26 protein-coding genes are annotated in these 24,697 nt (G+C 48.6%); 8 read left to right on the top strand and 18 right to left on the bottom strand.

From position 1 onward, the window contains the following. Nucleotides 1-2: 2 nt before the first annotated feature. The gene (gene rsfS / locus IEV19_RS04665) at nucleotides 3-380 is read right to left on the bottom strand and encodes a ribosome silencing factor (RefSeq protein ID WP_188369510.1); all 378 of its coding nucleotides are present in this window, start codon (nucleotides 378-380) and stop codon (nucleotides 3-5) included. Between the two features lie 96 nt (nucleotides 381-476). Between rsfS and IEV19_RS04660 the strand changes: the two genes are divergently transcribed. Continuing rightward, on the top strand, nucleotides 477-1,199 hold the full coding sequence (locus IEV19_RS04660) for a biotin--[acetyl-CoA-carboxylase] ligase (RefSeq protein WP_188369509.1): 723 nt from the start codon (nucleotides 477-479) through the stop codon (nucleotides 1,197-1,199). Nucleotides 1,200-1,214: 15 nt separating this feature from the next. On the opposite strand, the gene IEV19_RS04655 is transcribed toward IEV19_RS04660, so the two are convergent. Both IEV19_RS04655 and pyrE read right to left on the bottom strand, forming a co-directional pair. Beyond that, nucleotides 1,215-1,607, bottom strand: a complete 393-nt coding sequence (locus IEV19_RS04655) for an SRPBCC family protein (protein ID WP_188369508.1) — start codon at nucleotides 1,605-1,607, stop codon at nucleotides 1,215-1,217. Between the two features lie 4 nt (nucleotides 1,608-1,611). Then, the gene (gene pyrE / locus IEV19_RS04650; protein WP_188369507.1) at nucleotides 1,612-2,253 is read right to left on the bottom strand and encodes an orotate phosphoribosyltransferase; all 642 of its coding nucleotides are present in this window, start codon (nucleotides 2,251-2,253) and stop codon (nucleotides 1,612-1,614) included. A 7-nt stretch (nucleotides 2,254-2,260) separates the two neighbouring features. Between pyrE and IEV19_RS04645 the strand changes: the two genes are divergently transcribed. Further along, nucleotides 2,261-2,860, top strand: a complete 600-nt coding sequence (locus tag IEV19_RS04645; protein WP_188369506.1) for an NUDIX hydrolase — start codon at nucleotides 2,261-2,263, stop codon at nucleotides 2,858-2,860. On the opposite strand, the gene IEV19_RS04640 is transcribed toward IEV19_RS04645, so the two are convergent. The 4 genes from IEV19_RS04640 to IEV19_RS04625 all read right to left on the bottom strand — a co-directional run bounded on the left by IEV19_RS04640 (nucleotide 2,857) and on the right by IEV19_RS04625 (nucleotide 7,510). Then, nucleotides 2,857-3,261 carry a response regulator gene (locus IEV19_RS04640; RefSeq protein ID WP_188369505.1) on the bottom strand — a complete coding sequence of 135 codons (405 nt, stop codon included), beginning with the start codon at nucleotides 3,259-3,261 and terminating at the stop codon, nucleotides 2,857-2,859. The two genes, IEV19_RS04645 and IEV19_RS04640, sit on opposite strands and share 4 nt — an antisense overlap. After that, the gene (locus IEV19_RS04635) at nucleotides 3,248-5,902 is read right to left on the bottom strand and encodes a PAS domain S-box protein (protein WP_229732482.1); all 2,655 of its coding nucleotides are present in this window, start codon (nucleotides 5,900-5,902) and stop codon (nucleotides 3,248-3,250) included. The genes IEV19_RS04640 and IEV19_RS04635 overlap by 14 nt, the downstream gene beginning before the upstream one ends. Nucleotides 5,903-6,050: 148 nt before the next feature. After that, on the bottom strand, nucleotides 6,051-6,503 hold the full coding sequence (gene coaD, locus IEV19_RS04630; protein ID WP_188369504.1) for a pantetheine-phosphate adenylyltransferase: 453 nt from the start codon (nucleotides 6,501-6,503) through the stop codon (nucleotides 6,051-6,053). Nucleotides 6,504-6,529: 26 nt separating this feature from the next. Then, on the bottom strand, nucleotides 6,530-7,510 hold the full coding sequence (locus IEV19_RS04625) for a D-alanine--D-alanine ligase (RefSeq protein ID WP_188369503.1): 981 nt from the start codon (nucleotides 7,508-7,510) through the stop codon (nucleotides 6,530-6,532). 107 nt (nucleotides 7,511-7,617) lie between these two features. Between IEV19_RS04625 and IEV19_RS04620 the strand changes: the two genes are divergently transcribed. The 4 genes from IEV19_RS04620 (at nucleotide 7,618) to IEV19_RS04605 (ending at nucleotide 10,505) form a co-directional block, all read left to right on the top strand. Then, complete coding sequence (locus tag IEV19_RS04620) at nucleotides 7,618-8,205, top strand: PASTA domain-containing protein (protein ID WP_188369502.1); 588 nt, start codon at nucleotides 7,618-7,620, stop codon at nucleotides 8,203-8,205. After that, nucleotides 8,195-9,235, top strand: a complete 1,041-nt coding sequence (locus IEV19_RS04615; RefSeq protein WP_188369501.1) for an RluA family pseudouridine synthase — start codon at nucleotides 8,195-8,197, stop codon at nucleotides 9,233-9,235. The genes IEV19_RS04620 and IEV19_RS04615 overlap by 11 nt, the downstream gene beginning before the upstream one ends. A 93-nt stretch (nucleotides 9,236-9,328) precedes the next feature. Next, nucleotides 9,329-10,090, top strand: coding sequence for a peroxide stress protein YaaA (gene yaaA, locus IEV19_RS04610; protein ID WP_188369500.1), 762 nt, complete (start codon nucleotides 9,329-9,331; stop codon nucleotides 10,088-10,090). A 49-nt stretch (nucleotides 10,091-10,139) separates the two neighbouring features. After that, on the top strand, nucleotides 10,140-10,505 hold the full coding sequence (locus IEV19_RS04605) for a hypothetical protein (RefSeq protein ID WP_188369499.1): 366 nt from the start codon (nucleotides 10,140-10,142) through the stop codon (nucleotides 10,503-10,505). Here the strand turns inward: IEV19_RS04605 and IEV19_RS04600 are convergent. Then, nucleotides 10,502-10,630, bottom strand: coding sequence for a 30S ribosomal protein THX (locus IEV19_RS04600; protein WP_188369498.1), 129 nt, complete (start codon nucleotides 10,628-10,630; stop codon nucleotides 10,502-10,504). The genes IEV19_RS04605 and IEV19_RS04600 overlap by 4 nt on opposite strands. Before the next feature lie 113 nt (nucleotides 10,631-10,743). Here IEV19_RS04600 and IEV19_RS04595 point away from each other — a divergent pair, with 113 nt between their 5' ends. After that, entirely contained in the window at nucleotides 10,744-11,403 is a 660-nt protein-coding gene (locus IEV19_RS04595) for a uracil-DNA glycosylase family protein (RefSeq protein WP_188369497.1), read from the top strand. A gap of 268 nt (nucleotides 11,404-11,671) precedes the next feature. Then, nucleotides 11,672-14,221, top strand: a complete 2,550-nt coding sequence (locus IEV19_RS04590; RefSeq protein ID WP_188369496.1) for a phosphoenolpyruvate carboxylase — start codon at nucleotides 11,672-11,674, stop codon at nucleotides 14,219-14,221. Nucleotides 14,222-14,272: 51 nt separating this feature from the next. On the opposite strand, the gene IEV19_RS04585 is transcribed toward IEV19_RS04590, so the two are convergent. The 10 genes from IEV19_RS04585 to IEV19_RS04540 form a co-directional block, all read right to left on the bottom strand. Then, nucleotides 14,273-15,769 (bottom strand): M20/M25/M40 family metallo-hydrolase, encoded by a 1,497-nt coding sequence (locus IEV19_RS04585; RefSeq protein ID WP_188369495.1) that lies wholly within the window; start codon nucleotides 15,767-15,769, stop codon nucleotides 14,273-14,275. A gap of 67 nt (nucleotides 15,770-15,836) precedes the next feature. After that, a complete protein-coding gene (gene trpA, locus IEV19_RS04580) occupies nucleotides 15,837-16,607 on the bottom strand; it encodes a tryptophan synthase subunit alpha (protein ID WP_188369494.1) in 771 nt (256 codons plus the stop codon). Between the two features lie 16 nt (nucleotides 16,608-16,623). Continuing rightward, nucleotides 16,624-17,808: a tryptophan synthase subunit beta gene (gene trpB / locus IEV19_RS04575; protein ID WP_188370732.1), complete on the bottom strand. Its 1,185-nt coding sequence runs from the start codon at nucleotides 17,806-17,808 to the stop codon at nucleotides 16,624-16,626. A gap of 2 nt (nucleotides 17,809-17,810) precedes the next feature. After that, entirely contained in the window at nucleotides 17,811-18,458 is a 648-nt protein-coding gene (locus tag IEV19_RS04570; RefSeq protein ID WP_188369493.1) for a phosphoribosylanthranilate isomerase, read from the bottom strand. Next, on the bottom strand, nucleotides 18,455-19,240 hold the full coding sequence (trpC, locus tag IEV19_RS04565; protein ID WP_188369492.1) for an indole-3-glycerol phosphate synthase TrpC: 786 nt from the start codon (nucleotides 19,238-19,240) through the stop codon (nucleotides 18,455-18,457). The genes IEV19_RS04570 and trpC overlap by 4 nt, the downstream gene beginning before the upstream one ends. Nucleotides 19,241-19,242: 2 nt before the next feature. Further along, nucleotides 19,243-20,232, bottom strand: coding sequence for an anthranilate phosphoribosyltransferase (trpD, locus tag IEV19_RS04560; protein WP_188369491.1), 990 nt, complete (start codon nucleotides 20,230-20,232; stop codon nucleotides 19,243-19,245). Beyond that, the gene (locus IEV19_RS04555; RefSeq protein WP_188369490.1) at nucleotides 20,229-20,798 is read right to left on the bottom strand and encodes an anthranilate synthase component II; all 570 of its coding nucleotides are present in this window, start codon (nucleotides 20,796-20,798) and stop codon (nucleotides 20,229-20,231) included. The genes trpD and IEV19_RS04555 overlap by 4 nt, the downstream gene beginning before the upstream one ends. Continuing rightward, complete coding sequence (locus IEV19_RS04550) at nucleotides 20,799-22,196, bottom strand: anthranilate synthase component I family protein (protein ID WP_188369489.1); 1,398 nt, start codon at nucleotides 22,194-22,196, stop codon at nucleotides 20,799-20,801. 244 nt (nucleotides 22,197-22,440) lie between these two features. After that, complete coding sequence (locus IEV19_RS04545) at nucleotides 22,441-23,925, bottom strand: aryl-sulfate sulfotransferase (RefSeq protein WP_229732481.1); 1,485 nt, start codon at nucleotides 23,923-23,925, stop codon at nucleotides 22,441-22,443. Nucleotides 23,926-24,096: 171 nt separating this feature from the next. Then, nucleotides 24,097-24,678: a YceI family protein gene (locus IEV19_RS04540; RefSeq protein WP_188369487.1), complete on the bottom strand. Its 582-nt coding sequence runs from the start codon at nucleotides 24,676-24,678 to the stop codon at nucleotides 24,097-24,099. Nucleotides 24,679-24,697 lie beyond the last annotated feature (19 nt).

The raw sequence follows: 24,697 nt of genomic DNA, 5'->3' as shown, positions 1-24,697 counted from the left end.
TTTTATTGATTAAAACTGCTTTCTACCATGGTCACCTTCGCGTCGCCCCATAGTCCCTCAATATCGTAGAATTCGCGTACCTGTTTCTGAAACACGTGTACAACGACATTGACGTAATCCAAAAGCACCCATTCGGCATTGTCGGAACCTTCCACATGCCAGGGTTTATCCTGTATACCTTTACTAACCGTTTTTTGGATTGAATTTACGATCGCATTGACATGCGTGTTGGAGGTGCCATTACATAAGACAAAGTAGTCGCAAACGGTATTTTCTATGTCTCTGAGGTCGAGTAGATTGATTTCAAGCCCTTTAACTTCTTCTATTCCTTGTAATATTAAAGCGATTAACTCATCTGCGCTAGCCTTTCCTTTCTGCATCCAAATGATTTAGTTTATACAAAGTTATTATTTTTTTATTTTTTCGACCCTAGTATTTAACATAACATTGTAGAGCCAAAAGGGACGATATTTCCTATGATAATCATCAAAGTCGGTGCCACGGATTCAACCAATCTTCATTTAAAGAGGATGCTGGCCGAAACTGAGCTGGAGGACCTTACCGTTTTAGTGACGGATGCCCAACTCAAGGGCAGGGGGCAGGCAGGGGCACAATGGATTTCTGAACCGGGTAAGAACCTGACCTTTAGTGTATTGAAGTATTTTGATGCCCTGGAAGCAAGCCGTGGATTTCTGATATCCCAGGCGGTATCCCTGGCATTGATCGATGCTTTTGGCAGGTTCGGAATACCTGATCTGTCCATTAAATGGCCTAACGACATAATGTCAGGTCATAAAAAGATCTGTGGCATCCTTATCGAAAATACCATCAAAGGTAACTCTATAGTCCAGGCAGTGATCGGGATCGGGATCAATATCAACCAGGCTTCGTTTAGTGGTCTTCCTCATGCAGCCTCCTTTTCTCAGATAACGGGGACAGAATACGATCTGGATTCAGTACTGGATGTCGTTTTGAATTCTCTCAGGGATGGACTTGTTCGGCTGTCCGACACCGATGAGGAGGTCCCAAAGATGTACGATTCTAATCTTTTCCTCAAGGACAGGGAAGCAGAGTTCAAGGTCGATGGGAATTTGGTGAAGGGCGTGATAAGGGGCGTAACCCAAGCCGGGAAGCTTATTTTGGAAATAGACGGAAGTCAGTGCTCTTTCGGGATGAAGGAGATTGTCTTCAAGCTGTAAAAAGGTAGAATGAAATCAGATCCTGGTCAGGTTTTCTGAAAGGGTGCCAATAAAATTGGTAATGGGGCCTTTGATCATCATGGCCATCATGGCATTGAATTCTCCTTCAAAACTCAGGGTTACTTCGCTTGTCCCCGCATCCTTTTCCTCGATCAGGGCACTGAGGGTAAACGGAAGTTTATCGCTGGCCGCTCCCAGGACCACTTTTTCATGTGGGATCTGCTCCTTCCTCTTGAGGACGATCTGAGGCATGCCGCTCAGGGCGAAGAGAAAGGTATCCTCATCAAGGATCTCGAATTTGTCGATGGATTCCGGCATCAGTTTCTCAAAATTCTGCAGGTCGGTGAGGAAATTGTAAACTTCTTCCTTGCTCTTTGCGATGATCTTTGTAGGGGTTTCTATATGCATGGGATCAGGGTTTCCACAGAGCGGGGTCTTTTCTCCACTCCATGAGGGTGTTGAGTTGTTCTTCTTTGATATAATGAGTGTCTGAGGCCAGTTCCACGAGGGTTTGATAATCACTCAGAGTATGGAGTTCTACTTCTTTTTCCTCGAAATTAAGTCGGGCTGTTTCGAATCCATAGGTAAAAATGGCCACCATCCCCTTAACCCTGGCACCGCCCTTTAAGAGGGCATCCACCGCATTCAGGCTGCTCTTCCCTGTGCTGATGAGATCTTCGATTACCACGACCGTCTGGTCCGGTTCCAGCAAACCTTCGATCTGATTCTGCCTTCCGTGAGACTTGGCTTCGGGCCTGACATAGATAAAAGGAAGCCCCAGGTATTCTGCGACCAGCACTCCTATTCCTATGGCGCCTGTAGCTACGCCCGCAATGACATCGGGTTTTCCATAGAGCTCCTCCACCTGTTTGGCCATCTCCTCCTTGATATAGTTTCGAATTACCGGAAATGACAGGAGGATACGGTTGTCACAATAGATGGGCGAATTCCAGCCCGAGGCCCATTTGAAAGGATTTTCGGGTCTCAACTTAATTGCATTAATTTGCAACAGGAGTTCAGCCGTTTTACTGGCCGTATGCTTATCCAAAATCATTGCACAAATGTATAAAGTTTTTGTTAATGACGCTCCTCTGATATTGACGAACAAATTATCAGAGACCGTGAACGGAGAATACTTTCCCCTGAATGGCACAGCGATCAATACGGCAATAGACGCACTGGCTAAAAAGAAGCTGCCTGCTGCCTATATCTACCATCCCAACCACGAGGAAATCCTGAAGAAATTCACCAAGAAAATTCCCCTGGAAGTGGCTGCAGGAGGGGTGGTCACCAACAAGGAAGGTAAAGTCCTTTTCATTTACCGAAATGATAAATGGGATCTACCCAAAGGCATGATGGACAAGGGAGAGACCATTGAGGAGTGCGCGATCAGGGAAGTAACGGAAGAAACAGGGGTCAAGGGCCTGAAAATCGAGAACTTCCTCAAAACCACCTATCACGTCTACAAAAGGAAAGGCAGCTACGGGCTTAAGGAAGTGCACTGGTATGCTATGAAGACCTCCTACAAAGGGAAGCTCGTGGGGCAAAAAAGCGAGAATATTGAGAAGGTGAAATGGAAAGGGCCTAAAAAGATCAAAAAAGCACTGGAAAATTCCTATACGAATATCCGCAGCCTTTTCGAGATCGATAATTTCCACTAGGCCACCCTGGTGATCTCCAGGATGTCATTCTTTCTTATAGGTTTGTTCTTAAAGTCGATCAGGTGACTGGTCAGCCCTTTGAATCGTTCCCATTGCTGTCTGTCGTAGGCGTCTATAGAAGAGGTGACGATGTTGATCCTGACCTTGCCTTCCACATTCAGGTCCAGGAATTTCTCAAGGAATTGCCACCCGTCCATGATGGGCATATTGATGTCCAGGAAAATCACCTGAGGGATGGTCTCACCGCTGTCTACCATCTTGCTGATGTCATCTATGGCTTCCTTCCCGTTGACGTAGGTTTTGATATCTTCTGCCAGGTCGAGCATGCTCAACATTTTCTTGATCCCAAAGACCGTGATGGGATCGTCATCAATGATGCATACACTTTTAATTTTGCTCATTGAAGAATATTTTAAAAGTAGTTCCTTTCCCCACGGCACTCTCAACGGTTATCTTCCCGTTCATGGCTTCGACCTGATTCTTGGTGATATACAGCCCGATACCCCTCGCTTCCGGATTTTTGTGGAAGGTCTTGTACATCCCGAAAAGTTTCTCCCCGTGTTCCTTCAGGTCTATTCCCAGGCCGTTGTCCTTAATGCTCAGGACAGTATACTCATCCTTCCTTTCCGCACTCAGCCGGACTACCGGCTTGCGCATGGGGTTCTTGTATTTAATGGCATTGGTGATAAAGTTCATAAGAATGCTCTCGGCGTAAGCAGGGACGGCTTTAATCATAAGGTCTTCATCCACGTCATTGATGATGAGGGCATTGTTGTTCTTGAGATAGGCCGTGAGGTTCTGTTCCACGGCACGGATCTTTTCGTACAGGTTGACCGGCTTTTTATCGAGGTTGATGTTGGTACTGATCGCTACAACTTCGTTGAGGTTCTCCAGGGTCTCCAGGAGGTTGTCCGAGGCTTCCATCAACATCTTGATGATCCTGTTTTTCTCTTCCACATCCGTCTCACTTACGAGGAAGTCGAGCAGCATGGAAAAATTGGCCGTGTGCGATCTCAGATTGTGGGACACGATATGTGCGAAGTTGACCAGTTTCTTATTCTGTACCGAGGTGACGTTGATCAGGTCGTGTAACTCTTCCTCTTTCTGCTTGAGATCGCTGATATCCAGGCTGATCCCGATGAGGCCTTTTACCTTCTTCTCCTCGTCCATCAGCGGGATTTTGGAAGTCAGGAAAGAGGTCATGCTTCCATCCTTCTTCACACTGATAGTTTCCTTCCTCAGCATGGGCTTCCTGGATCGCATCACTTCCAAATCCTCTTTTCTCGAGATCTCGGCAGATTCCTCATCATAGAAGTCATAATCGTTTTTGCCGATAACGTCCTCCTCCTTCAGGCCTACATAATCGAGTTCGGCTTTGTTGACCAGGACCTTGTTGGATTCGAGGTCCTTGATAAAGACATTGAGGGGCAGGTTGTCGATCAGGGTCCTGAGGAGTTTCTTTTCTTCCCGCAACCGTGCTTCTGATTGTTTGCTCTCCGATATATCCTGGGCAGTGGACCAAAGTAATTTCCGGCCCTTTTTGTTCCCTACCAGAGAACCGCTGACCAGCACGGGGAATTTGGTACCGTCCTTTTTAATGTACTGTTGTTCTTCGGGTCCGAATGCCTGGTTGGATTCTATTTCCTTCCTGATCCTCAGTAACTGAGTTTTGGATCCGGTAACGAGGATGTCCTGCACCTTGAGAGAGCCCAGGGATTTGCGGGTATAACCCGTAGTCTGCTCAAAGGAAGTATTAAAGTCGAGGATCTCCCCCGTGTCAAAATCGCTCAGAATATAGCTGATAGGGGAGAGCTCATAAAGCGCGCGGAACTTTTGCTCGCTTTCCTTGAGTTTACGTCTGGCCGCAACCATTTCCTTAATCATCCTACCTTCGGCCAGCAGGGAGAAGATCTTTTTATTCTCGTCGTAGATGGGTTTGATGCTGAAATCTACAGGGATCGGATTCTTATCCTTGTCCAGCACTACGATCTCACTCCTCATGAATTCACCTTCGGCCGCTGTCTTCACCACTTGTTTCAGTCCATCCTTAACATAATCGGGTATGGGCCACCAATAGGCATCCCAGAATTTCTTTCCGATGACATCTTCCTCCTTCAGACCGGAGAATGTGAGGGCGGTTTCATTGATCTCGAGGAAGGTGCCCTGCGTATCCAATATCCCGGTGAACTGGTAGGAAGAATTGAAGATGCTTTTAAAGTGACGTTCCTGTCTTTTGGCTTTCTTCTCGTGCTCCAGGCTGGGGGTGATATCACGGAAGGTGCCTATAAGCCCGATTAATTTTCCTTTTTTAAAGATGGGTTTGCCCGTAGTGATCACTGTGATCTCATTACCCTTGGCAGTGATAATCTGGCAATTCACTTCATAGGGGACACCATCCTGAATAGCCTTGTCTACGGCAAGGGCGATGGCATTCCTGCTGTATCCTTCTTTGTAAAAGTTGATGGCCGTGTCTATATTGGGTTCGTAGGTAGGGACCACCTCGTGAAGTTTCTTGGTGATCTCACACCACGTCAGGTGTTTGCGTTCCACATCGTACTCCCAACTGCCAATATTGGTGATCTCCGACTTGCTGTCGAGGAGGTTTTCGAGTTTTTTGGCCTGTATCTCCGTGCGTATGCGGTAGGTGACATCTTCGGTCTGCAGGATCACACCAATGATATTCTCCTTTTCATCATACCAGGGGGTATTGGTCCATTCGAACCAGCGGTGGTTACCGAATTCATCTGTATGCTGGTGAAGGCTGACTTCATGGGAAATCCCTTTGAGACAATCCTTGAGAACCTTTTCCCATTCGCGGGTCACCTCGCCAAAAACATCTTTAAGAGTACGTCCTATGACCTCTTTCCGGGTAAAGTCAAAATCATTGATCCATCTGTCAGAGACATAGACTACTTCGTATTTTTTATTAATAAAAGCAGTTGCCGTCGGCAACTGTTTTACGAGGTAGTCAAAGGTCACTGTAGGGGTTCCACGCAACATTCTGTCGTAATTTCCTACTAAAATATCCGTATAATTCAACATTCCTCAATGATTGTTGTGAATACCCCTAAACTCGTTGTGTGTGTATACTTTTTCAATGGTAGTAGGTAAATACCTCACTAAAGTAAGAAAAAACTTACAAAAAGAAAATTCCTTTTCCATTCGCTATCGGCACAAGAAAAAAGGAGTTTCAGAACCTTACGGTATCCGGAACCAGGGAAGTGTAGTCGCCACCATTGCGGATCACATCACGGACGATGGAAGAGCTGATGTAGGATTTGCCTGAAGAGGTCAGTAAAAAGACGGTTTCGATACCCGATAATTTCCTGTTGGTATGGGCAATGGCTTTCTCGAACTCGAAATCGGCCGGATTCCGCAAACCTCTCAGGATGAACTGGGCCTTTACTTGCTTACAAAAATCGATGGTCAGTCCCTCGTAAGTATCCACCTTTACCTTTGTATGCCCTGCAAACGCCCTGGTTATAAAATCCTTTCTCTGTTCCTCGGAGAACATATAGGATTTATCTGCATTGGTGCCGATCGCAATGATGATCTCGTCGAAGAGTTGGATACCCCTTTCGATGATGTCGTAATGACCCAGGGTGATGGGATCAAAAGAACCCGGAAAAATGGCGCGTTTCATAGTCCGTCGTACTTGATCAAAGGTACTTAATTTTGCTTTAAGGCTTCGTCTACGGCACTGGCGAATAAATCGGAGAGGGATATACCGGCAGCCCTGGCCTGTTGTGGCAGGATACTTTGTTCGGTAAGCCCGGGGGTCGTATTCATCTCCAACATGTGGGGCACGCCATCGATCAGGATGAACTCACTGCGGGAATATCCCTTCATGCCCAGGACCTCATAGGCGAGACGTGCCGTCTCTTCCACACGGGACTTTTCATCTGCGGAGATCCGGGCCGGGGTGATCTCCTGGGACTTCCCCTGATACTTGGCCTCATAGTCAAAAAAGTCGTTCTCACTCACGATCTCGGTGATCGGCAGGACCAGCGTTTCCCCTTTGTAGGTGATTACGCCAACAGATACTTCTGTCCCGTCGAGGAAGGATTCTATAATGATCTGTTCGTCTTCCTTAAAGGCGTGTTCTATTCCCCTCAACAGTTCTTCCTTTTTCATGACCTTGGTAATCCCGAAACTGCTCCCCGCCCTGTTGGCCTTTACAAAGCAGGGGAGTCCCACCTTTTCAAGGATCTTGTCTTCTTCTATAGTATCGCCTGCGTTGAGATAATAAGAAACGGCCGTCCTAATGCCATAGGGTTTGAGTACGCTCAGCAGGTCCCTCTTGTTGAAGGTGAGGGCTGCCTGATAATAGTCGCAGGAGGTCTGGGGGATGCCCAGCAGTTCAAAATAAGCCTGCATTAGTCCGTCTTCCCCTGGGGTACCGTGGATGGCATTGAAAACACAGTGAAATTTGATTTTCTTGCCTTGAATAGTGGTAGTAAAATCGGAACGGTCTACCGGATATTCCGCGTCCCTGTCATCCAGGCAAACCCATTTCTCCGTAGATATGAGTACCCGGTAGGGATTGAATCTCGACCGGTCCAGGTGCTTAAAAACATTCTGACCGCTTAGGATGGAAATCTGGTACTCGCTGGAATAACCTCCCATGATGATGGCGATATTCCTTTTCATAGTGGTGATTGGTTGTTTTGCATTCCGTAAACCGTTCTTATAACCCGCTCAAAGTAAAGAAAAAAGCATTCCGTTTCCTATCTTTGCCTGGCGTTACCCAAAACTTTATGAGGAATTTTTTAAGTTTTCTCCGCAGTAAGACCTTCCTGATCAACCTCGGCCTCGCCCTTGTCGCCCTGTTGGTGATCTCCTGGCTCACCTTGCAGTGGCTGAAGGTCTCCACAAACCACGGTGAACTGGTGGAGGTTCCCGATGTAAAACGAATGTCGGTAATGGAGATGCGGGAAACCATCGATAAGGCCAATCTTCGTTTTGAAGTGCTCGACTCTGCCAATTACGATCCGGAGTATCCCCGATTTTCGGTCATAGAGCAGAATCCTCCGGCCGGGAATTTTGTGAAGGAGAACAGGAAGATCTACGTGACCATCAACCCCTCTGGTTATAAGGAGGTCACGGTGCCCAATATTGTGCAGGTCACCCAAAGGAACGCCACCTCTATGTTGCGTGCCGTCGGGCTCGATGTGGAACGGGTAACCTACATCAATGAACTTGGGAAGGACATGGTGTATTACGCCAGGTTTAAAGGCAAAAACATACAGCCGGGAGACAAACTCCCCAAGACTTCCAAGATAGAACTGATCTGCGGGAATGGGAACATCCCCGGACAGGCAAGGATCAAGGCCGATGCCCAGTAAGTTTTCAGATCCCAATTCGGCTTCAGATCCGGGAGAAGACGACCTCTTTGAACACTACCGATTTGTCGCCGGGAAAGGACAGGAACCTCTGAGGGTCGACAAATTCCTGATGAATTTTATCGAGAACGCCACCCGGAATAAGATACAGCAAGCCGCCAAAGGAGGGAATATCTGGGTCAACAACAAAGTCGTCAAACAAAACTACCGCGTGAAGGCAGGGGACGAGGTACGGGTGCTTTTTGAACATCCCCCTTACGAATTCCTCCTCACCCCTGAGGATATACCCCTGGATATCATCTACGAGGACGATGCGCTCCTGGTTGTAAATAAACCCGCGGGGATGGTTGTTCACCCGGGTCATGGAAATTATTCCGGTACCCTGGTGAACGCCCTGGCTTACCACATCAAAGACCTTCCCGAGAATTCGAGCGGCAGACCCGGTCTGGTGCACAGGATTGACAAGGATACTTCGGGGCTTCTGGTGATTGCCAAGACGGATGAGGCCATGGCCCATCTGGCCAGGCAGTTCTACGAAAAGACGAGTGACCGCCAGTATGTCGCCCTGGTTTGGGGCAGCGTAGAGGAGGACGAAGGCACCATAGAAGGGCATATCGGAAGAAACCCCAAGAACAGGTTGCAAATGCAGGTCTTTCCTGAAGGGGATCAGGGAAAGGAAGCCATTACACACTATCGCGTTTTGGAACGGCTGGGATATGTAACTTTAGTGAATTGCGAACTGGAGACCGGGCGCACGCACCAGATCCGGGTACATATGAAATACCTCGGGCACACCCTCTTTAACGATGAACGTTACGGAGGGGAAAAGATTCTGAAAGGGACGACCTTCACCAAGTACAAACAATTTGTGGAGAACTGTTTTAAGATCCTGCCCCGGCAGGCCCTGCACGCCAAGACCCTCGGTTTTGACCATCCTGTGACCGGCAAACGGATGCAATTCGACTCCGAGATACCGGAAGATATGGCCGCCTGCATAGACAAATGGAGACAGTATGCGCGCCACACTCAATAGTATAAGTCCCTTCAATATCAATATTGAAAACAACTAAGGAAGAGATTCCTTTATTGGAAGATTCCTTCCTATTTTCGCTTAAAATTGCCTGTTATGAAGATCGTGATATCACCGGCGAAGTCGCTCGACTTTGATACAAAATTGCCTACAGAGAAATACACTATACCCGCTTTTTTGGAGGAAACTCAGAAGGTAAATAAGGTCCTGATCAGGAAAAAACCCAAAGCCCTGATGAGCCTAATGGATATCTCCACTCAACTGGCAGAACTCAACTGGGAGCGCAACCAGCAATTCAGTCTTCCCTTTACCCCTGAAAATGCCCGGCCGGCCCTGTATGCCTTCAGCGGGGATGTATACGTGGGTCTGGATGCCTATACCCTGCCCGAGGATAAACTCACAGCCGCACAGGATAAGCTTCGTATCTTATCGGGGCTCTATGGGATCCTGAAGCCACTCGACCTGATCCAGCCCTACCGCCTTGAAATGGGAACGAGCCTGAAGATCGGTCGGAAGAAAAATCTGTACGACTTTTGGAAAGGCACCCTTACCTCGGCTTTGAACGAGGAAATGGAAGATGGGGAAATCCTGGTGAACCTGGCGAGCAATGAATATTTCTCAGCCTTGGATTCAAAGAAACTAAAGGCCGAAATCATCACACCTGTATTTAAGGATTGGAAGAATGACAAACTAAAAGTGATCAGCTTCTTTGCCAAAAAGGCCAGGGGTTCTATGGTGAGGTACATCCTTGAGACAGGGGCGAGCACCCTGGATGACATTCGCGGATTTGCAGAAGACGGTTACCAGTTCAGCAGGGAGCACACCCTGAAAGAGAACCAACCCGTCTTTGTCCGGTAATATTTAGGGGAAGTCTGCGTTTTAGTATAAAACATCATATCGCGTCCCCATGAGAAAAGCAATCCTTCTACTGGTCACTTTTGCAGTCATGACAGTCTCCTGTTCAGACAGGGACGACGATCTCACCTCTGTCAACATCCGAATTAAGAATTCCAGTTCCAGGATATTTGACCGCGTCTTGGTGGAAAGTGAAGAACACGTCTACGAGAACGTGGGAACAGATGCTTTTTCGGATTACCAGGAGTACGAATTGGCGTATAGATACAATTACATCGAGATCACCTCAGGGGAGGAGACCTTTGTGCTTCAGCCCATCGACTTTGTAGGGGAGGAAGAATTACCCATCGGCCTCTATACGTATGACCTCAACATTACGGAGGAAGGGGAGGTGACCCTGGAATTTGTGATCGACTAGGTCTTCCCTTTGATGCTGACCTTTTCCTCAACCGTCGGCCGCTTCTTGATTTTTCTGCGCCTTCTTACGCCGTAGGACTTATTGGCGATCTTTCCTCGCTTACTGCTTTTATCTCCTTTTCCCATGGTAAAAAGTTTTCTTTAAGATAAGCAATGCGGGCTTAAAGGACAAGTTCAGAAGGAATTCTACTTGAACAGGTAAAGGATAAAGAGTACCTTTCCCGTTCAAAATCCCTGCCTTGTTTTTGCATACGCATCCGTATCCGCCCTTCCTCTTTCCCGAGGCCACCAAGTTAATTGTGGGGACGCTGCCTCCACCCAGATTTACTACGGGGGCATTATTGCCTGGAGATGTGGACTTTTGCTATGGCAGCAGGGACGGGCAGCTCTGGCCCATCCTCGACCGGATCTTCGATCTGGGCCTTACCTTCGAGACCACTGAGAAGGCCGTTGAAGAACGCAAGCGGTTTTTAAGAGACCGAAAGATCGCCATATGCGATGTGGTAGCCAGGGCAAGGCGGGACAAGATAGACGCTTCCGACCTGGGGATGAAAGACATTGAGCTTCGGGATATGATTGAATACCTTGAGGAATACACCCGTATCAGGACGATACTCTTTACAGGAGGGAACAGTCTCAACGGTCCTGAATATCTCTTCCGGAAACATTTGAAGGCCCATGGAATAGCTCTTAAGCCAATTGTCAAGGAAGTTCCGAGGATCCATGAATTTAAACTCGGGAAACAAGACAGAACCCTGAGGACCGTTTCCCTTACAGCTCCATCCGGCTCAGCCAACCGGGCTCTAGGCAGTATGACGGCTTACAAGGAAAGAAAAGCACAGGATCCGACATTCACCACCATCGATTTCAGGGTGATGCAGTACCGACCCTTTTTCTGAAAAAAAAAGAGCCCTGCTTTTTGAACAGGGCCCTTTCACGAGAACACTATGTGAAAATGAAAATTTGTTTTCTTGATTTACACCTGCAATATAGAACAGGATAGGAGAGAAAAATAATTTGTGTTGTGAAGGCTGTTGGTTTTGTTGTCAGGATGCGTTATTTTGTTATTTAGCTCGATTAGGGCCGCCTCCAAACAGATAAATGCGGACCTTTACCGGGTGATATCCTCATGAAAAATGAGGGTTGATCGATTAACAGCAAACCAATATGCCAAACACAAAACGTTTAGAGGAGTTCAAGAAACTGGTTACCAACAAGTTCTACGTGTACAACAGCCTGTTCCTGAACCTTCCCTATCAGAATATGGAGAACATCGGGGTGATGATCCCGCTTCTGTTCCAGCAATGCCAGCAGGGATTGAGCTCGGGCAGAAATCCCCGGGAGATCATGGACCATTTCTTCGAATATTATGCTCAACTTCCCACAGAACAGGAGCGGATCGACTTCATGTTCAAGATCATACAGTACGTGGAACGTCAGGTAGTCCTGTATGACAGCGTGGAGGATGCCGCATTCCCAAGACTACAGGAATTCAGTACCTCCAGGACGATCAGGGATTATTTCCAGATGGTCGATACATCCAGGAACTGGAAAACCATTTCGCGACAACTGGAGAATTTCAGTGCCCGTATCGTACTTACCGCGCATCCCACGCAATTCTATACCCCGGCCGTTCTGGATATTATAGACGAGCTGAGAAGGCTGATCCTGGATGACAAGATCAATGACATCGACCTGGTCTTGCAGCAGCTGGGACTTACCTCTTTGATCAACGCTAAAAAACCCACCCCCCTTGAGGAGGCCAGGAATATAATCTATATCCTCAGACATATCTATTACGATGCTGTGGGAGATCTGTATTCCCATATAAAGCGCCATGTCCGCCAGGAAAAATTTGAGAATTACAACATCCTGAAACTGGGATTCTGGCCCGGTGGTGACCGGGACGGGAACCCCTATGTAACCGCAGAGATCACCCGCAGCGTGGCCGATGAACTCCGCGTGACCCTGATGAAGTGTTATTACAATGAGTTGAAAGCGCTGCGCAAAAAACTCACCTTCAAAGGAGTGAATGAACCCCTGAACGCCCTGCTCGACAAGCTTTATGTGGCTATGTTCGACCTGGAAAAGGCGCTGAGTTTTGAGGAGATCATCACCCCCCTGGAAGAGATTCAGGAGACCATCAGGACCCAATACAAGAATCTCTACGGGAATGATCTGGAGAAGCTGATCGATAAGGTGAAGATCTTCAGGACACATTTCGCCATACTCGATATCAGGCAGGACCACAGCAAACACTACCAGCTGGTGGAAAAAGCCCTGTTCAAGGCAGGCAAGATCTCATCCTCCCTGTCGGAATTGACGGAGAAGGAACTCACCAGAATCCTGCTTAAAGAGCAAATCGCCCTGAACGAGGCCGACTTTGAGGATGAGATCCACAGGGACACCATTAAAAACATCAAACAGCTTAGCGCCATCAAAGAGAAAAATGGTGATGAGGGCTGCAACCGATACATCATCAGTAATTCCGAGGACATCTTTTCCGTCCTTTTTGTATATGCCCTCTTCCGCTGGTGCGGATATAAGCCGGAGGATATAAGCTTTGATATTGTGCCCCTTTTCGAGACCATGAAGGGAATGGACCGGTCCGAAAAGATCATGACCACCCTCTTTTCCCTCCCGGAGTACAAAGCTCACCTGAAAAGAAGGGATCTGAAACAGACCATGATGCTGGGCTTCTCTGACGGGACCAAGGATGGAGGTTATCTGCGGGCCAACTGGTCGATCTTCAAGACCAAGGAAACGCTTTCAAAAGTGTGCTCAAAACACGGGTATAAGGCCATCTTTTTCGACGGCAGGGGAGGACCGCCTGCAAGGGGAGGTGGTAAAACCCACAGGTTTTATGCAGCCCAGACCCGGGAGATCGCCAACAATGAGATACAGCTGACCATACAGGGGCAGACCATTACCAGTACCTACGGCACCAAGGAGCAGTTTATCCACAACTCGGAACAGCTCCTCACGGCCGGACTGTCTAACAACCTATTCGGTAAGGAAAACGTGATCACTGCCTCTTCCCGTAAATTGATGGAGGAGCTTTCACGATTGAGTTTTGAGAAATACGACGCTCTGAAACAGCACCCCAAGTTCATCCCTTACCTGGAGCACAAGAGCACGCTGAAATACTATACCAGGGCAAATATCGGAAGCCGGCCGGGGAAAAGAGGGCAAAAGGCCAAGCTCGAACTCACGGATCTTCGCGCCATTTCCTTTGTGGGCTCCTGGAGCCAGCTCAAACAAAATGTCCCTGGCTATTACGGAATTGGTACGGCCTTGAATACGCTGGTTGAAAAAGGAAAACTGAAGGACCTTAAAAAGTTGTACCGGGAAGTCCCATTTTTTGAGGCGCTGATGCTCAACAGTATGATGGCCTTGTCTAAATGCTATTTTGAACTTACCGCCTATATGAAGGACGATCCCGAATTCGGGGAATTCTGGGAACTCTTGCACGAGGAGTTTGAACTCTCCAAGCGCATGCTGCTAAAGATCAGCGGATTTAAGATCCTGATGGAAAACGAATCCATATCCCGGGAATCTGTGAAGATCCGGGAAAACATCGTCTTACCCCTCCTGGTCATTCAGCAGTACGCCCTGGCGAGGATAGGGGAAGGGGAGGACGCCTATAAAGAGGTCTATGAAAAGATCGTGACGCGTTCGCTTTATGGCAATATCAACGCGAGCAGGAATTCGGCCTAAAGGATTGTAAACAGCCGCAACTTAGTTCTGTTTATATGAGCTTCCTCAGGGTTACATCTGATTGCTCAGCAAGTGGTAGAATACCCTGATCCCATAGTCGATCTGACCAATCCTCAGGTTCTCATTGGGACTGTGCTGGTTGTTGTCCGGGTTGACCATAGGCACGATAAAGGCCGGGATTTTGAGCTCATTGATAAAGGGTGCAATGGGCACCGTTCCCCCCATGATCCTGATCTGCACTACCGGTTCCCCGAAGGCACTTCCCATCGTCTTTACAATAAAATTCCCGTAGGCATTGTCCAGGTCAGTCCTGAAGGCGTCCGTGACAGAACCTTCCCTGAGCGTCGCGATGCGGGGATGTGTCAGCCTTTCCTCTCTGGATGGGATGGAATCGATCACGTGATACCCCTGTCCCTCGACGTAAGTTCGAACCAGCTTTTTAAGCCTGTTACCATCCGATTCGGGGACCAGCCTGATATCCAGTTCAGCGGTGGCTGTAGCAGGTACAATGGTCCGGGCCTTTTCTCCTATCCAGGCCGATCCCAAGCCACGGATGTTCAGGGAAGGATACTGGAGGGATTCCTGGTAGAATTGTCCCACCCTGTCCGGGGTGTTGATCCCTAAATATTCATTGATCTTCTCACTGTCTTCCGGTACGCTTTTCAAAACCTGCAGAGTAGCCTCATCCATCGTAATACCGTCATAGAACCCGGGCACGGTGACGCGGCCCTGCTCGTCTTTCATCCCAGCCAGCAGCTGGGCCAGCTGCAGCCCCGGATTGGGGGCATAGTTTCCGTAGTGCCCACTGTGCTGAGGATATTCCGGCCCGTAGGTAGTGATACTCAGAGAAGTGATTCCCCTGCAACCGTAAACTACCGTGGGCAGGCCAGAGCCGTGCACCGGCCCGTCGTTGATCATAAGGAAATCTGCCGCCAGGAGCTCCCTGTATTCCCTTACCGCCTTTGGAAGGGGCTTGCTGCTCTTTTCTTCTTCTCCGTCGAGGATGACCTTAATGTTGAAGGGGATGTTCTTGTTCTCTTTCTTCAACAGGTCGATTGCATTCAGGAACATCACTATCGGACCCTTGTCATCGGAAGTTGACCTGCCAAAGAGCCGCCAGTCGTAGTTTATATCATCATTCAGTTCATCAAAGGACTTTTCTGTAAACTCACCGTTTTCCGGTGCTTTTAAGACCACCTTGTAAGGATTGCTCTGATCCCATTTGGATGGATCCACCGATTGCCCGTCAAAATGCATGTAAAGAAGAACGGTGGGTTTATCGTCTTCCATAGGAAGGGCTGCAAAGAAAAGAGGCCTGCCTTCCGTGGGGAGGACTGAGGTGTTAAACCCCCTTTCATTGAACTCCCGGGTTAGCCAACTGATATTTCGGTTGATATCCGCAGCGTCGAGGGCATCGTTGGGGATAGAAACGAACTGTACCAGTTCGTCAATGGCGTGACGTACCTGCGACTTTAGTGCAGCTTCATCCTGTGAGCGCCCCGTCAACCCTAAAAACAGGCATAAAAGGATTCCAAACGATCGTTTCATGTATTCGTGATTTAGCCTTTAAAAGTACATTTTTGCTCCTTTTCCACAAGCACTTTTCCCTTACAATTCAGGTCCCGGGTCTGATGGATCGGATAAAATTGGCAATTCCTGCCTTTCCTTCCCTGGTAAGCATCTTGATAAAGGCAGAGCCGATGATGGCTCCTTTGGCAAGGTGGGTGGCCTGGGAAAAAGTGGCCGCATTGCTGATTCCGAAACCGACGATACAGGGGTTCTTCAAACCCATGGCATGGATCCGTTCAAAATAGGCCTTCTGTTCTTCCCCGAATCCTTCCCTGGCCCCGGTGGTACTGGCAGAACTGACCATGTAGATAAACCCTTCAGATCCCCGGTCGATCTTACGGATACGATCTTCCCCAGTTTGCGGGGTGATGAGGAAGATATTCAGCAGGCCATTTGCCCTGAACAGCTCCTCGTATTCCTCCTGATAGACATCGAGGGGAAGGTCGGGTAAAATGAGGCCATCAATACCTACCTCCCGGCATCTTTTGCAAAATGCCTCCACCCCGTATTGCAAAACTGGGTTGAAGTACCCCATAATGATCAGGGGTACCTGTACCTTATCGCGTACCCCTTCCAGTTGACGGAAGAGCAATTCCGTATGCATGCCGTTCTTCAGGGCAGCGGTGGAGCTTTCCTGAATGGTTGGGCCATCCGCCAGGGGATCGCTGAAGGGCAGGCCGATCTCGATCATGTCTACTCCTTCCTCTTGCAAAGCCTCAAGGATGGGGACCGTATCTTCCAGGTCCGGATACCCCGCGGTGAAATAGATGGAGAGCAGCTTGTGCCCCGACTTCATTTTTTCTTGAATTCTGTTCATGTCGATTCGAAAGAAATTACAATTTGAAATAGTCGATATAGGTCTGCAGGTCTTTGTCGCCCCTGCCCGACAGGTTGATGACCACGATGTCTTCAGGTCTGAACTGCCTGTGGTCAAAGATGGCAAAGGCGTGGGAGGTCTCTATGGCGGGTATAATTCCTTCGAGCTGGGAGACCATGAGTCCGGCCGCCATGGCTTCATCGTCTGTGATAGGGATGAAATCGGCCCTGCCCGACTTAAATAAATGGGCGTGCATGGGCCCTACGCCCGGATAATCGAGTCCGGCTGAAATAGAGTAGGGTTCGGTGATCTGCCCGTCCCCGGTTTGCATCAGCAACGTCTTGCTGCCATGGATGATGCCTACTTTGCCCAAAGCAGAAGTAGCAGCACTCTCTCCGGATTCTACACCTTTACCTGCGGCCTCGACTGCAATGATGCCTACTTTCTCATTATCCAGGTAGTGGTAATAGGTTCCTGCGGCATTGCTCCCGCCTCCTACACAGGCCACCACATAATCCGGATCTTCCCGTCCTTCCTTCTCTTTCAGCTGCCATTTGATCTCCTCGGAGATCACAGCCTGAAAACGCGCTACCATGTCGGGGTAGGGGTGAGGACCTACTACGGAACCTATGATGTAATGGGTGTCTACCGGGTTGTTGATCCAGTCGCGTATGGCCTCATTCGTGGCATCCTTGAGGGTTCGGCTACCCGATTTGGCAGGTCTGACCTCTGCTCCCAGCATCTTCATCCGGGCTACATTGGGTGCCTGTCTGGCGATATCAACCTCTCCCATGTAAACAATGCATTCCAAACCCATCAGGGCGCAAACCGTGGCGGTGGCTACCCCGTGCTGCCCGGCACCTGTCTCTGCGATGATCCGGTTCTTGCCGAGTTTTTTCGCCATCAGGATCTGTCCGATGGTGTTATTCACCTTGTGAGCACCTGTATGGCAAAGGTCTTCGCGTTTCAGGTAGATCCTGGTGTTGAATTTTTCCGATAGTCTTTTGGCGTAATACAAAGGGGTGGGTCTCCCCACATAATCCCTCAGGAGTTGACGAAACTCCTCCTGAAACCCCGGTTCCTCCATGATTCGGAGGTAGTTTTGCCTTAGTTCTTCCGTATTGGGATAGAGCATTTCGGGGATAAAGGCTCCTCCGAATTCGCCGTAATACCCCTTTTCATCTGCCTGGTATTTACTCATTTTCATAGTCGTATTTCTTTTATAAATGATTGGAGCTTCCTCGGATCTTTGAGACCCGGCTCCAACTCAAAAGCGCTGTTCACATCAATGGCATGGCACTTCTTCACCAGGGAAGTACCCATAAAACCCTTTAGTATTTCTACCTCCGCAAGTCCGATTCCACCACTGAGGAAAAATGGGGTATCGAGGTCATAGCCCTCCAGGAGTTTCCAATCGAATGCAAATCCGTTTCCCCCCGGGAGCGGACCCTTGCTGTCGAAAAGGAAGTAGTCTACCCTCCCCTCGAAGGGATTTAAGTCCCCAAAGGAAAAAGACTGCCCGACGGCTATTGCTTTGACGATCTCAATTTTTCTATCCGGCCCTATCAAATTCTCAAGTTCACGCCTGAGAGAGGTGCAGAAATCTGGGGACTCCTGTCCGTGCAATTGCACCAGTTGGAGGTTCAAGTCTTTTACTTTCTCTAAAATATAGGGGATGGATGCGTCCACAAAGACCCCTACCTTATCGATCGTTTCCGGAATTTCAGGGATGGACCCCGTGAAAAACCGGGAAGAAGGTTCCCAGAAAATAAAGCCCATATAGTCTGGCCTCAGTTGGGATACCTGCTCCATGTTCTCCGGATACTTCATTCCGCAAACCTTGATCTTCATGATTCGAGGGATTTTATAAATTCGGCAGCCCGGCCCCCGGGTTCTTGAGTCGACATAAAATGCTCCCCTATCAGAAATCCCCTGAAACCGTGTTCCCTCAATTCCTTGATGGCATCCGTACGCGAGATCCCACTTTCTGATATCCTGACGACCTCGGCGGGGATCCTTGGGGCGATTCTCTTACTGGTTTCAAGGTTTACCTCAAAGGTCTTCAGGTTGCGGTTATTGACCCCCACCATTTGAATTCCGGGGATGAATGCCCTGTCCAGTTCTTCCTCGTCGTGCACCTCGAGCAGGACCTCCATGCCCAGATCCACAGCGAGGCGGGTGAAGTCCCTTACCTGTTCGGGCTTCAGGATGGCAGCGATCAGAAGGATCACATCTGCCCCATGGGCCCTGGCTTCCAGGATCTGGTATTCGTCTATGATGAATTCCTTACGCAGGACAGGGAAACTGGTCGCAGCCCTTGCCAGCAGCAGGTCTTCCAGAGTTCCTCCGAAGAAATGTGTATTCGTGAGCACAGACATGCCACAGGCCCCAGCCCTTTCATAAGCCGAAGCGACCTGGTCTACCGGACTGTGCTGGTTGATCTTTGGGAGGGAGGGAGATCTTCTTTTAAATTCGGCTATGATCCCGCTTTTACTGTTTTTTAAAGCCGAAGAGAGGGATTTTCCTGCCTTTCCAAACAGGGGAGATTTCTCGAATTGATCTGCAGGGAGAAGGGACTTTTTCAGGGCGATCTCCCGGGTCTTTTGCAGTACTATTTTTTGTAGGATATCCATGATCAGCTGATTTCTTGAAGGGTTTTAAAGGCCTTTAACGCGTCACCCCTCATCAGGGATTCCCTTGCGATCTCAAACCCTTCCCTGGGGGAGATGTTTCTAACTGTAGCAATGGCAATACCGGCATTGGCACTTACCACATTATTCTGTGCTTCCGTTCCTTTTCCCTGAAGAACATCCATAAAGATCTGAGCGGAAGCCTCAATCGAATCCCCTCCTGTGATGTCTTCCTGTCGAATTTGTTTTATCCCAAAATCATCAGGCAAAAGCATGGATTCCGAGGTGTGGGAGATTGTCTTGGTCCTTCCGGTAAGGGAGATCTCATCATAACCATCAAGGGCGTGGAGGATGGTGTATTTCTTGTCGGTATTCTGGTAGAGGTAGCCGTACATCCTGGCCAGCTCGAGGTTAAATACGCCCACGATCTGGTTTTTTGGAAAGGCCGGGTTTACCATGGGCCCTAACATGTTGAAGAAGGTCTTTACTCCGAGTTCGCGTCGGATGGGTGCCACATTTTTCATAGCTGGATGGAACAGGGGTGCGTGCAGGATACAGATCCCGGCAGTATCGATACACTTCCTCAGAAAGTCCTCCTCATTGCTAAATCTGATACCTAAAAATTCCAGTACGTTGCTGCTCCCACAGGTCGAGGATACCCCGTAATTCCCGTGCTTGGTGACCGGTATGCCGGCTCCCGCCGTCACAAAGGACGCCAGGGTAGAGATGTTGAAGGTGTCCTTTCCGTCACCACCTGTACCGCAGAGGTCTACAGGGTCATAGGCAGCAAGGTCTACCGCAAGACATAGTTCGAGAAGCGCATCCCTGAAACCTTCCAGTTCATCTATGGTCACGCTCCGCATCATGTACACGGTAAGGAAAGCTGCTGTCTGGGATGTATTGTATTCGCCTTTGGCCATCCTGATCAGGATGTTTCTGGCATCTTCCCTGCTCAAAACCTCGTGGTTTATCAGCTGGTTCAGTGTTTCTTTCATGGTTTCTTCTGTATCCAGTTCTCAATTATCTTTTTTCCTTCCGGGGTAAGGACGGATTCGGGATGGAATTGTACCCCGCTTACATCAAAGTCCCGGTGCCTCAATGACATGAGTTGTCCGTTCCCATCGAAGGAAGTCGCTATGAGTTCCTCGGGAAGATCAGGTTCGACCACCCAGGAGTGATAACGTCCTACCGAGATTCTTCTGGGCAGGCCAGAAAACAAGATGTCGTCTTTTACGATATCTATTTCTGTAGCTATCCCGTGATACACCTCAGGGAGGTTGATAAGCCGCCCTCCGAATACTTCCCCTATAGCCTGTTGTCCCAGGCATACCCCAAAAATACTGCGCGTAGGGGCAAAGGCTGAGATGATCTCTTTCAGAAGACCGGCTTCATCAGGTATGCCGGGACCAGGACTCAATATGATCTTCTCAAAGGGGTCCACATCCTGTAGGGTGAGTTTATCATTCCTTTTCACGGTCACCTCGCATCCAAGGTCTTCCAGATAATGCACCAGGTTAAAGGTGAAACTGTCGTAATTGTCGATCATCAGTACCTTCATCATCTACAGTTCTTCAGCGATTTCCAACGCTTTGTTCAGTGCACCGAGTTTGTTATAGGTCTCCTGCAATTCGGTTTCGGGATCTGAGGCCGCCACCAGTCCTGCACCGGCCTGGTAATAGAGCGTATGATCCTTACTCAGGAAAGTCCTGATCATAATTGCGTGATTGAAATTCCCATGGAAATCCATAAAGCCGATCGCCCCTCCGTAGTAGCCCCGGTTTGTTGGTTCATACTCCTCGATCAGCTGCATGGCTCTGTGCTTGGGTGCCCCACTCAGGGTTCCAGCCGGGAAGGTATCTGCGACCACCTTGAGGGTGTCAATATCCTTTTTCTTCACAGCGCTCACCTTGGAGACCAGGTGGATCACATGCGAAAAGTATTGCACTTCCCGGTAATTCTCCACCTTCACCCGGGTCCCGTTCCGGCTGAGGTCGTTCCGGGCCAGGTCAACCAGCATCACATGCTCACTGTTCTCCTTGGCATCCTCCGAGAGTTTTTTTGCCAACACGGCATCCTCCTCATCGTTCCCGGTCCTTTTGAAAGTCCCTGCTATGGGATGGATCTCTGCCTTACCGTCTTTGACGATCAGCTGGGCCTCCGGGGAACTCCCGAAGATCTTGAAATCCCCATAGTCAAAATAGAACAGGTATGGAGAGGGGTTGATAGAGCGGAGAGCGCGGTAGACATTGAAATCATCTCCTTTGAATTTCTGTGAGAACCTGCGGGAGAGAACGAGTTGGAAAACATCTCCCCGGTGGCAGTGTTCCTTGGCCTTCCCAACGAATTCTTTGTAAGCCTTATCGGCCAGGTTGGTTTCCCTTTTACCTGCCTTGGCGAAAGTGTAGGAGGCAAAATTACGGGAGTTGAGCAATTGCTCTATGCGTTCGATGTTGTTTTCTTCTTCATAGCAATGAGCGAAGATATAGGCCTCATTCTTAAAGTGGTTGATGGCGATGATGTTCCGGTACACCGCATAAAAAGCATCGGGTATTGGGATACGCCCTTCTTTGTTACGGATCTCCAGGTCTTCAAAATAGCGAACAGCATCATAGGCCATGTAGCCGAAGAGGCCATTGTTGATGAATTTGAAATTCTGAGGGTCTGTATCGAACTGGGAGGCAAAATTGTGAATGCTATGGGCTACATCGGTTGTGGAATTGATCTTGGTCTCCCTTGTCTTCCCATCCGGATATAATTCTGTAATACATTCATCGTCCACCGTAATGGAAGCTATGGGATTACAGCAGATATAGGAGAAGGTGTTGTCGTTGGCCCGGTAATCGCTACTCTCCAGGAGTATGCTATTCGGAAAGGTATCGCGTATCTTCAGGTACACACTCACCGGTGTGATGGTATCCGCCAGTATCTTTTTGTAGTGGGTCTGGAGTTTATATGCCATTTATAATATGGATTATTTCGGTATTTACAGGTTCTTTAAGAAAGCAAAAAGGCTTGTCGTGACAGACAAGCCTTTTCGTACAGCAGTACTTCAATGTGCTTCGCTCACGACATCAGACGTAAGTTCTTCCACCACCAAGTATTTGCTGTAAATCTTTTCACAGTGTCAAATATAGAAAGGATTGCTGTATATTCAAAAACAGGGAAGAGAAACTTGCAAAAATTGTTTCCCGTTAAAATCGCCTTTAATATTTCAGAGGCATTCTCTCTGATCTGTACAGGATATCCGTCTGTCCCCAGGAGGGAGTCTTATTCCCATTCACACTCTTCATGTAGACAGTGGCTTCAAAGACCTCTTCCTTGCTTTCCCTGTCCACCTCCACGATCTTGCCGGCCAGTCTTCCTTTCTGCTTTGTATAGCCTGAGGTGACCAGCACCGTGTTGGTCTCAGGCAGAAAGTCCACATCACTGACGATGGTAGAGAAAAACTCCGTTCCTCTTTCCTTCCCGTATTGCCAGAGTTGTTCAACAGTTTTATTGTCTTCGTCTATCCTGTATTCCACAGCACGGGAGTACTGTACTTGTGGATCGTAATTACGATAGGTGCCGTTATCGAAAACTAGCAAGGTGCCATCAGGCATCAGTTTGGGAGCGTGGGGTCCCCAGGTGAAGTCGAATGACTCAGCACTTTCCGTACCCATCTGCACAGCCTCAGGAAGAGGATTGCCCGTACTGTCGACAGCCGTAAGCAGAAAAGGGGCTGTCTCAAACCCATCTCCGTTTCTGCCGGAAGGTCCCCAGTTCTTCTTTGGTGCAAGGATCCATTTCAATTCGTTGTTCCAGGAGATCTTAAAGAGGCCCTGGTTTTTCCCGGAAACGATAATGGAATTGTCACGGGGATCGAAGGCGAGACCATTCATGTGCAACCAGTCTCCGGGCCGGAAGAAATTCAGGTCCTTGCGGGTGACGTCCATCACGTTGGCTACATCCCATTCCCTAACGATTCTGGACTGTTTCCTGTCGAAGAGGATGATAAAATCACTGTCAGATTCCACGTAATTCCCGTCGAGCTTGATGAAATTATTGCGCTTCCCGACGCAGATGAGCAGGTTGCCGTCCGGGAGTTCCACCACATCGTGGTGCATCCCGTAATTGTTGTTGATGGAGATCTCGTTGACGATCTTTCCAAGCATGTCGAACTCGTAGATCACGTGCCGGCTCACCATCAAAAGAGTACCGTCGCTTAGCCTTTGGAAGGGGGCTACCATCTTACCCGCAAAATTGAGGTCTAGGTACCACCTGATGTTTCCCTCGTCATCAAAGATAAAGGGAGCCGACCTGAAGGTACCCCTGTTGGCTAAATGGAGGTCACAGCCGTGCATCCCCTCGGCCATTTTGCTTCTGTCTACCGTATTAACCACGACATGAGGAAAGATGGAAGGAAGTTTTTCAGTAGTGATCTCCAGGGTATCCCGGACTTCCCCTCCCTCGTAGGTGAGGGTAACAGCTACGAGGTTCTCCCGGTCCGGATAGAGACCGACCACGGGAATTTCCAGCTCTTTGCCTTCTTTTTCGAAATGTTGTTCCACAGGAATGTTCCCCAGTACTTTAACTGTCGCTTTTACAGGCTGTTCTGCCTCAATATGCAGCAGAGCCGTCAGAGGGGATATGTTGTGGGGGTTGAGGTTGGGTTCGATAGAATAATCAAATCCTGAACTACAACTGTTCATCAGGATTATGCAGGCTGGATACAGGAAAAAAATCAGGATACTGCGCACTCGGGTCATGGAGTAATATTTTGCCCAAAAATAGAATTTTAGGTTCAAATACTGGTCATGAGTTCCGGAAACAAAAAATCCTGCACATTGCTGTGCAGGATTTTATATCAATAGTTCGGATTTTTAGAACTGCAGGTCTACCACCAGGTCAAATTCGTCATAGATGGTCTTGTCTCCCAGGTTGTCAAAGAAACTTCCGGAACCGTAGCGCACATTGTACTCAGCCCTGTCTATTTTAGCAGTGGCAGTAGCCTTGTTTCCGTAGATGGAAACATCAAAGGTGATCGGCTTGGTGATTCCCTTGATGGTGAGGTCGCCAGTTACCTCGTACGAATTCTTACCTGTAGACTTCACATTCGTGAATATCAGTGTAGAGGTAGGATGATTGGCCACGCCGAAGAAATCGTCTGACTTCAGGTGTCCTTCCAGTTTTCCTTTTGAATCACCTTCGAGATCTGTAGAGATCAGGCTGGTCATGTCAACGGTGAAATTTCCACCTACCAGGGTGCTCCCGTCGAACATCAGGTTGCCTTCGGTCAGGTCTACCAGTCCGGTGTGAGATCCTGTAACCTTGTATGCCTTCCACATCACGGAGCTGGCGTCTGTCTTAACCGGTTTGGTAACTACTTCTGTAGGCTCTGTTGCTGCAGAAGCGAAACTTCCGAAAACGACGGCCATGGTAATACTGAGAATTGTTTTTTTCATTTTGTTCAATTTTTAAGAA

Origin of the sequence: Muriicola marianensis (assembly GCF_014638095.1) — a bacterium.
GTDB classification, from domain to species: domain Bacteria; phylum Bacteroidota; class Bacteroidia; order Flavobacteriales; family Flavobacteriaceae; genus Muriicola; species Muriicola marianensis.
Note: the sequence above shows the minus strand (reverse complement) of the source record. Positions and strands in the feature narration are given on the sequence as shown.

What these genes read in the sequence shown, in the direction of transcription:
- IEV19_RS04615 (WP_188369501.1), top strand. Translation starts at nt 8,195, where the DNA reads ATGCCCAGTAAGTTTTCAGATCCCAATTCGGCTTCAGATCCGGGAGAA.
- IEV19_RS04570 (WP_188369493.1), bottom strand. Translation starts at nt 18,458, where the DNA reads ATGAAGATCAAGGTTTGCGGAATGAAGTATCCGGAGAACATGGAGCAG.
- rsfS (WP_188369510.1), bottom strand. Translation starts at nt 380, where the DNA reads ATGCAGAAAGGAAAGGCTAGCGCAGATGAGTTAATCGCTTTAATATTA.
- pyrE (WP_188369507.1), bottom strand. Translation starts at nt 2,253, where the DNA reads ATGATTTTGGATAAGCATACGGCCAGTAAAACGGCTGAACTCCTGTTG.
- trpA (WP_188369494.1), bottom strand. Translation starts at nt 16,607, where the DNA reads ATGAACAGAATTCAAGAAAAAATGAAGTCGGGGCACAAGCTGCTCTCC.
- IEV19_RS04640 (WP_188369505.1), bottom strand. Translation starts at nt 3,261, where the DNA reads ATGAGCAAAATTAAAAGTGTATGCATCATTGATGACGATCCCATCACG.
- IEV19_RS04660 (WP_188369509.1), top strand. Translation starts at nt 477, where the DNA reads ATGATAATCATCAAAGTCGGTGCCACGGATTCAACCAATCTTCATTTA.
- IEV19_RS04540 (WP_188369487.1), bottom strand. Translation starts at nt 24,678, where the DNA reads ATGAAAAAAACAATTCTCAGTATTACCATGGCCGTCGTTTTCGGAAGT.
- IEV19_RS04585 (WP_188369495.1), bottom strand. Translation starts at nt 15,769, where the DNA reads ATGAAACGATCGTTTGGAATCCTTTTATGCCTGTTTTTAGGGTTGACG.
- IEV19_RS04600 (WP_188369498.1), bottom strand. Translation starts at nt 10,630, where the DNA reads ATGGGAAAAGGAGATAAAAGCAGTAAGCGAGGAAAGATCGCCAATAAG.
- IEV19_RS04655 (WP_188369508.1), bottom strand. Translation starts at nt 1,607, where the DNA reads ATGCATATAGAAACCCCTACAAAGATCATCGCAAAGAGCAAGGAAGAA.
- IEV19_RS04620 (WP_188369502.1), top strand. Translation starts at nt 7,618, where the DNA reads ATGAGGAATTTTTTAAGTTTTCTCCGCAGTAAGACCTTCCTGATCAAC.
- trpB (WP_188370732.1), bottom strand. Translation starts at nt 17,808, where the DNA reads ATGAGTAAATACCAGGCAGATGAAAAGGGGTATTACGGCGAATTCGGA.
- IEV19_RS04605 (WP_188369499.1), top strand. Translation starts at nt 10,140, where the DNA reads ATGAGAAAAGCAATCCTTCTACTGGTCACTTTTGCAGTCATGACAGTC.
- IEV19_RS04625 (WP_188369503.1), bottom strand. Translation starts at nt 7,510, where the DNA reads ATGAAAAGGAATATCGCCATCATCATGGGAGGTTATTCCAGCGAGTAC.
- IEV19_RS04545 (WP_229732481.1), bottom strand. Translation starts at nt 23,925, where the DNA reads ATGAACAGTTGTAGTTCAGGATTTGATTATTCTATCGAACCCAACCTC.
- trpD (WP_188369491.1), bottom strand. Translation starts at nt 20,232, where the DNA reads ATGAAAGAAACACTGAACCAGCTGATAAACCACGAGGTTTTGAGCAGG.
- trpC (WP_188369492.1), bottom strand. Translation starts at nt 19,240, where the DNA reads ATGGATATCCTACAAAAAATAGTACTGCAAAAGACCCGGGAGATCGCC.
- coaD (WP_188369504.1), bottom strand. Translation starts at nt 6,503, where the DNA reads ATGAAACGCGCCATTTTTCCGGGTTCTTTTGATCCCATCACCCTGGGT.
- IEV19_RS04590 (WP_188369496.1), top strand. Translation starts at nt 11,672, where the DNA reads ATGCCAAACACAAAACGTTTAGAGGAGTTCAAGAAACTGGTTACCAAC.
- yaaA (WP_188369500.1), top strand. Translation starts at nt 9,329, where the DNA reads ATGAAGATCGTGATATCACCGGCGAAGTCGCTCGACTTTGATACAAAA.
- IEV19_RS04645 (WP_188369506.1), top strand. Translation starts at nt 2,261, where the DNA reads ATGTATAAAGTTTTTGTTAATGACGCTCCTCTGATATTGACGAACAAA.
- IEV19_RS04635 (WP_229732482.1), bottom strand. Translation starts at nt 5,902, where the DNA reads ATGTTGAATTATACGGATATTTTAGTAGGAAATTACGACAGAATGTTG.
- IEV19_RS04555 (WP_188369490.1), bottom strand. Translation starts at nt 20,798, where the DNA reads ATGATGAAGGTACTGATGATCGACAATTACGACAGTTTCACCTTTAAC.
- IEV19_RS04550 (WP_188369489.1), bottom strand. Translation starts at nt 22,196, where the DNA reads ATGGCATATAAACTCCAGACCCACTACAAAAAGATACTGGCGGATACC.